This window comes from Ideonella sp. P3_A4 (genome assembly GCF_056403075.1).
Genome location: NZ_JBFUGE010000365.1, coordinates 1 through 6,191 on the forward strand (window position 1 = coordinate 1; position 6,191 = coordinate 6,191).

A 6,191-nucleotide genomic window follows, 5' to 3' on the forward strand; every position below is an offset into this window, starting at 1 on the left:
GCGCCGACCATGGGGGCCAGCACGACGTAGAACAGCGCGAACATCGGGATCAGCGCTGGCGTCTGCCAGCCCGGAGCCCCGGTGGTTTTGAGCAGCTCGATCGCCCCGACCAGCAATGCGTTGTCTGCCAGCGAGCTGAAGAACTGCGCTGACATGATGGTGTAGAAGCCTTTTTTCATGCGGCTGAGCGCCGTGCGCCTTCGGATGGGCGCGCCAGGGCGGGGTCTCGTCTCCAGAGAGCAAAAAGCGTGGGGTTTATAGCATGCGAGGTTGGCAGCTCGCCCAAGCGCCAGCCCAGCCCCGCGGCCGCCAACCAAGTGTCACTGGCAGAATTCCCGGCGAAGGAAAGACCACCCATGCCCCGCCCGATCGAAGCCCTGATCCACACCGAAGCCCTGGCCCACAACCTGTCGAGGGCCCGCGAATGCGCGCCTGATGCGCGGGTCTGGGCGGTGGTCAAGGCCAATGCCTATGGCCATGGCGTCGAGCGGGCGTATGCCGGTTTGCGCGGCGCTGACGGCTTTGCGCTGCTGGACCTGAACGAGGCAGAGCGCCTGCGCGCGCTCGACTGGCGCGGCCCGATCCTGCTGCTCGAAGGCGTGTTCGAGCCACGCGACCTGGAGCTGTGTTCGCGCCTGAACCTGTGGCACGTGGTGCATTGCGAGCAGCAGATCGACTGGCTGGCTGCGCACAAGACACACCAGCCGCACCGGGTGTTCCTGAAGATGAACAGCGGCATGAACCGGCTCGGTTTCCGCCCGTCCGCCTTCCGCACTGCATGGGCGCGGCTCAATGCATTGCCGCAGGTCGACGAGATCGCGTTGGTCACGCACTTTTCCGATGCGGATGCCGACCGCTTCGGCGCCAACGGCATCGCGCACCAGGTGCAGGCCTTCCACGAGGCGACGCATGACCTGCCGGGCGAGCGCTCGCTGGCCAACAGCGCGGCCACGTTGCGTCACCTGGGCGATGCGCGGGTGCGGTCGGACTGGGTGCGCGCCGGCATCATGAGCTACGGCGGTGTGCCGGACTACCCGGAGCACGACGGCGCGTACTGGAACCTGCGCCCGGCGATGACGCTTCGCTCACGCCTGCTGGCGGTGCAGTCGATCGAGCCGGGCGAGTCGGTCGGCTACGGCAGTGCCTTTGTCGCCGAACGGCCGCAGCGCATCGGCATCGTCGCCTGCGGCTACGCCGATGGCTACCCGCGCCACGCCGGCAGCGGCACACCCGTGCTGGTCGACGGTGTGCGCACCACGACGGTGGGCCGCGTGTCGATGGACATGATCGCGGTCGACCTGACGCCGGTGCCTGCTGCGCAAATGGGCAGCGAAGTCACGCTGTGGGGCGAAGGCCCGCGCGGCACGCGGCTGCCGATCGACGAGGTGGCGCGCGCCGCCGGCACGATTGGCTACGAGCTGATGTGCGCGTTGGCGCAACGTGTGCCTGTCACGGTCGTCTGAACTTCAACGAAAGGGCCGTGATGGACCTGCCTTCGCACCAGCTGTCGATGACCGTGCTGATGACGCCCGACATGGCGAACTTCAGTGGCAACGTGCACGGCGGCACGATCCTGAAACTGCTCGACCAGGTCGCCTACGCCTGCGCCAGCCGCTACGCCGGGCGTTACGTGGTCACGCTCAGCGTCGACCAGGTGATGTTCCGCCAGCCCATCCACGTCGGTGAGTTGGTGACCTTTCTCGCGTCGGTCAACCACACCGGCACCTCGTCAATGGAAATCGGCATCAAGGTCGTCGCCGAGAACATCCGCACCCAGGTCGTGCGGCACGCCAACAGCTGCTTCTTCACGATGATCGCGGTCGGCGACGACGGCAAGCCGGTCGCGGTACCGCCGCTGCAGCCGTCCACCCCGGACGAAAAGCGCCGTGCCGAGAACGCCAAGGTGCGGCGCCAGCTGCGCAGCGAGATGGAGCAACGCCAGCGCGAGATGCGCTCGGCCACGCCGCCCGTCGACACAGCATGAAACCGGCGCCACGCGTCGACGAGGCCGAGGTCGACTTCAGCGCGATCCGGGCCCAGGGCGCGGGTGGTCAGAACGTCAACAAGGTGTCGAACGCAGTGCATCTGCGCTTCGACATTCGCGCCTCGTCGCTGCCGGATGCCTTGAAGGAGCGGCTGCTGGCCTGGCCCGATGCGCGCATCAGCGCCGACGGCGTGGTGGTGATCAAGGCGCAGGAGCACCGCAGCCTGCCGATGAACCGCGCCGACGCGATGGCGCGGCTGCAGGAGCTGGTCGACGCCGCAGCCCATGTGCCGAAGGCGCGGCGGGCGACCAAGCCGACGCGGGGTTCTCAGCAGCGGCGATTGGCCGGCAAGGCGATTCGCGGCGCGGTCAAGGCCGGCCGCGGACCCGTACGCGACTGACCGTCAGGCCGCCCGCTTGAAGGTCGCCAGCAGTGCACCGGCGACGACGAACAGGCTGCCGAACACGCGGTTGGTCGTGCGCATCTGGCGCTGCGTGCGCAGCAGGCCCAGCACACGCGAGGCCAGTGCAGCGTAGCCGCTCATCACACAGAACTCGACGACACCAAAGGTCGCGCCGATCACCAGGTACTGCGCGAGCAGCGGCTGGGCGGTGTCGACGAACTGCGGCAGCACCGCGATCAGGAACACCGTGCCCTTGGGATTCACGGCGTTGACGGTCCAGCCGCGCAGGACGAGCGCGCGGGTGCTCATCTGGCCGGCGCCCTCGTCGCGTGCAACCAGCGGTGCGGCCGGGGCGCGCCATTGCTGGATGCCCAGCCAGACCAGGTAGGCGACACCCAGCCATTTGACGACGCTGAAGGCGGTGTTGGAGGTGGCCAGCAGGGCACCCAGACCGACACCGACGACCGCCAGCTGGGTCCACACGCCGAGTGCCAGGCCAAAGGCAATGCGCTGGCCACGTTGATAGCCGTGGTTCAGGCCGGCGCCCATCGCGGCGATGGCACCGGGGCCGGGTGACAGGCTGATCGCGACCGTCGCCAGAAAGAACGGGATCCAGGTGCCAAGTTCCACCGCGGGCTTTCAAAGCAGCCGCAAGCGGCCGGAAGCCGGCAGTGTAGGAGGCAGCGGTTTTCCGACGCCGACGGTGGGTCGGATCGCGCCGCTCGGGCCGGGCGCGGGGGACTAATCGTCCCAACCCACCAGCGACAGCACCTGTTCGATGACGTCACCAGTGGCGGGCGTGCGGAACAGGCGGATGCCGGCGCGGTCGGCGCGGGCTCGCATCGCTGCGGTGCCCGGTTCGGCCAGCAAGGCCACCTGGCAGTCGGGCTGCGCCTTGCGCAGGCGCTGTGCAAAGGCCAGGCCGGTTTCGCCCGGCAGGTCGATGATCACCAGGTCGGTTTCGCCGTCGGCCACCTCGGCCAGCGCGCTGTCGGCGTCGTTCGCTTCGTTGACCCGCGCATCCGGCCAGCGGTTGCGGATCAGGCAGGCCGCGTGGGTTCGCGACACCGCACGGGCGTCGACCACGAGGATGGACGGAGCGAGAACGACGGCAGTGCTCATGGGAGTGTCGGAGGGCGGGTCCGCGAAGTGGAGGAAGTCTGCCAACGGATGATCGGCTTGGCGCGCTGACAATGAAGCCCGGAAACGCAGGTGGGTCCCCCCGCATTTCGCCTCTATTTCACGAAGCCGCGGCCAGGCCATGCGGCGCGTCACGATCTCTTCATGAGCAAGACCAAGTCGATCTATGTCTGCAGCCAATGTGGCGGCACCAGCCCCCGCTGGCTGGGCCAATGCCCGCATTGCCGGGCCTGGAACACGCTGGAGGAATCGGTCGCCGAGCCGGCCGCCGGCGCGGCCAAGAACCGCTTCCAGTCGCTGGCCAAGCCGCAGCCGGTGGCCACGCTGAGCGAGATCGAAGCCGCCGAGGTGGCACGCACGCCGACCGGGCTGGAAGAGCTGGACAGGGTGCTGGGTGGCGGCATCGTCGAAGGCGGCGTGGTGCTGATCGGCGGCGATCCCGGTATTGGCAAGAGCACCTTGCTGCTGCAAGCGGCCGACGTGCTGTCGCAGCAGATGAAGGTGCTGTACGTGACCGGCGAAGAATCCGGCGCCCAGATTGCGCTGCGAGCGCACCGGCTGGGCTTGCAGGGCAAGGCGCTGCGCGTGCTGGCCGAGATCCAGCTCGAACGCATCCAGGCGACGCTGGAAGCCGAGCAGCCGGCCTTCTGCGTCATCGACTCGATCCAGACGCTGTACTCCGACCAGCTGTCCAGCGCGCCCGGCTCGGTGGCGCAGGTGCGCGAATGTGCAGCGCAGCTGACACGTACTGCGAAGGCCTCCGGCTGCACCGTGGTGCTGGTCGGCCATGTGACGAAGGAAGGCGCGCTGGCTGGGCCGCGCGTGCTGGAGCACATCGTCGACACGGTGCTGTACTTCGAGGGTGACACGCACTCCAGCTTCCGGCTGGTGCGGGCGATCAAGAACCGATTCGGCGCGGTCAACGAGATCGGCGTCTTTGCGATGACAGAGAAAGGGCTCAAGGGCGTCAGCAACCCGAGTGCGATCTTCCTGTCGACCCACGGCGAGCCGGTGCCAGGCTCTTGCGTGATGGTCACATTGGAGGGCACGCGGCCGATGCTGGTCGAGATCCAGGCGCTGGTCGACTCGGGCGGACCGAGCCCGCGGCGGCTGTCGGTCGGGCTGGATCGTGATCGGCTGGCGATGCTGCTGGCGGTGCTGCACCGCCACGCCGGCGTCGCCTGCTTGGACCAGGACGTGTTCGTCAACGCGGTCGGCGGCGTGCGCATCAGCGAGCCGGCGGCCGACCTGGCGGTGCTGCTGGCCATCCGCAGCAGCCTCGCGGGCAAGCCGCTGCCGCGCGGCTTTGTCGCTTTCGGTGAGGTCGGCCTGGCTGGCGAGGTGCGGCCGGCGCCGCGTGGGCAGGAACGGCTGAAAGAGGCCGCCAAGCTGGGTTTCTCGGTCGCACTGGTGCCCAAGGCCAACGCGCCGAAAAAGCCGATCGAGGGCCTGACGATTCACCCGGTCGAGCGCATCGAGCAGGCGATCGATATGCTGCGCGAACTGAGCTGACCTCACACCGCCGTATGAGTGCAACCCCATTCCCGTCCACATTGCGTTGGGCGGTCTTGTCCGACATCCATGGCAACCTGCCAGCCCTCGAGGCGGTGGTGGCCGAGCTGGCAGCCGAAGGCATCACCCAGGTGGTGCAGCTTGGTGATGCCCTTTCTGGCCCGCTGTGGCCGGCTGAAACGGCCGATCGCCTGATCGAACTGGATTGGCCCGCGATCGCCGGCAACCACGAGCGCCAGGTGCTGACGCTGCCGCGCGAACGCCAAGGCGCCAGCGATGCCTTTGCCGCTGAGCGGTTGAACGAAGCGCAGCGTGCGTGGCTGCGCAGCCTGCCGCCCACGCGCTGGCTGGTGCCGGAGATCTTCTGCTGCCACGGGACGCCCGACAGCGACCTGGTCTACTTTCTCGAGACCGTCGTGCCGGGCCGCGACGTTGATGGGTCCAACGGCATCCGCCCGGCGACGGCCACGGAGTTGCACGAACGACTCGGCGCCGCGCGTGCGCCGGTGATCCTGTGCGGCCACACCCATGTGCCGCGCATTGCCACCGTCGATGCCTGTCTGCTGCTGAACCCGGGCAGCGTCGGCCTGCCGGCTTTCGATGACGACCACGGGCATCCGCACCGGGTTGAGAACGGCAGCCCACTGGCGCGTTGGGCAGTGGTCGAGCGGGGCGCGCAAGGATGGCGCGCTTCTCTGCGCGCCACACCTTATGACCACGAACAGGCGGCTCTACAGGCCGAGCGCAACGGCCGCGGCGATTGGGCCGATGCGTTGCGCACCGGCCGGGTTGGCCGCACCGAGCGTGATGTCGTGGCGGCGCGAGCCAGCGGAGCCGCCGCATGAACCGGGACGCCACGCTGAGTTGGGTGCTGGGCGTCGCCGCGGTGGCCGTTGGCTACGTGCAATGGGGCTGGCAAGGCGTGGTCTTGGCGACCACGCTGGTGGTGTTCTGGATGCTGTTGCAGTTCAGCCGCGCACTGCGCGTCATGCGCGACGCCGCTGCAGCACCGGTTGGCAGCGTCCCCAGTGCCGTGATGCTGCATTCGAAGCTGCGCCGAGGTCTGCGCCTGCCCCAGGTGCTGCGCCTGACGGGCAGCCTGGGTCGTCGAGTGGCTGAGGAGCCGGAGACCTTCGAGTGGGCCGATACGT

General features: G+C 68.5%; 8 protein-coding genes and 1 pseudogene. 6 read left to right on the plus strand and 3 right to left on the minus strand.

The features are described from left to right. Positions 1-179: pseudogene (locus AC1DYI_RS24145) on the minus strand (lysophospholipid transporter LplT); the annotation flags it as partial. Between the two features lie 177 nt (positions 180-356). On the opposite strand from AC1DYI_RS24145, the gene alr reads away from it, so the two are divergent. The 3 genes from alr to arfB are packed head-to-tail and all read left to right on the plus strand — an operon-like array spanning position 357 to position 2,385. Then, entirely contained in the window at positions 357-1,463 is a 1,107-nt protein-coding gene (gene alr, locus AC1DYI_RS24150; RefSeq protein ID WP_477206678.1) for an alanine racemase, read from the plus strand. 20 nt (positions 1,464-1,483) lie between these two features. After that, positions 1,484-1,984, plus strand: a complete 501-nt coding sequence (locus tag AC1DYI_RS24155; protein ID WP_477206679.1) for an acyl-CoA thioesterase — start codon at positions 1,484-1,486, stop codon at positions 1,982-1,984. Next, positions 1,981-2,385 carry an alternative ribosome rescue aminoacyl-tRNA hydrolase ArfB gene (arfB, locus tag AC1DYI_RS24160; protein ID WP_477206680.1) on the plus strand — a complete coding sequence of 135 codons (405 nt, stop codon included), beginning with the start codon at positions 1,981-1,983 and terminating at the stop codon, positions 2,383-2,385. The genes AC1DYI_RS24155 and arfB overlap by 4 nt, the downstream gene beginning before the upstream one ends. A gap of 3 nt (positions 2,386-2,388) precedes the next feature. Here arfB and rhtB read toward each other — a convergent pair whose 3' ends face one another. After that, positions 2,389-3,018, minus strand: coding sequence for a homoserine/homoserine lactone efflux protein (gene rhtB, locus AC1DYI_RS24165; protein WP_477206681.1), 630 nt, complete (start codon positions 3,016-3,018; stop codon positions 2,389-2,391). Between the two features lie 111 nt (positions 3,019-3,129). Continuing rightward, positions 3,130-3,510, minus strand: coding sequence for a response regulator (locus tag AC1DYI_RS24170; protein ID WP_477206682.1), 381 nt, complete (start codon positions 3,508-3,510; stop codon positions 3,130-3,132). Between the two features lie 162 nt (positions 3,511-3,672). Between AC1DYI_RS24170 and radA the strand changes: the two genes are divergently transcribed. From radA to AC1DYI_RS24185, 3 genes are all read left to right on the plus strand, one after another. Further along, the gene (gene radA / locus AC1DYI_RS24175) at positions 3,673-5,040 is read left to right on the plus strand and encodes a DNA repair protein RadA (RefSeq protein WP_477206683.1); all 1,368 of its coding nucleotides are present in this window, start codon (positions 3,673-3,675) and stop codon (positions 5,038-5,040) included. Between the two features lie 41 nt (positions 5,041-5,081). Next, positions 5,082-5,885 carry a metallophosphoesterase family protein gene (locus AC1DYI_RS24180; protein WP_477206685.1) on the plus strand — a complete coding sequence of 268 codons (804 nt, stop codon included), beginning with the start codon at positions 5,082-5,084 and terminating at the stop codon, positions 5,883-5,885. Next, positions 5,882-6,191: hypothetical protein (locus AC1DYI_RS24185; RefSeq protein WP_477206684.1), on the plus strand; the 310-nt coding region annotated here is incomplete at its 3' end. The genes AC1DYI_RS24180 and AC1DYI_RS24185, both read left to right, overlap by 4 nt.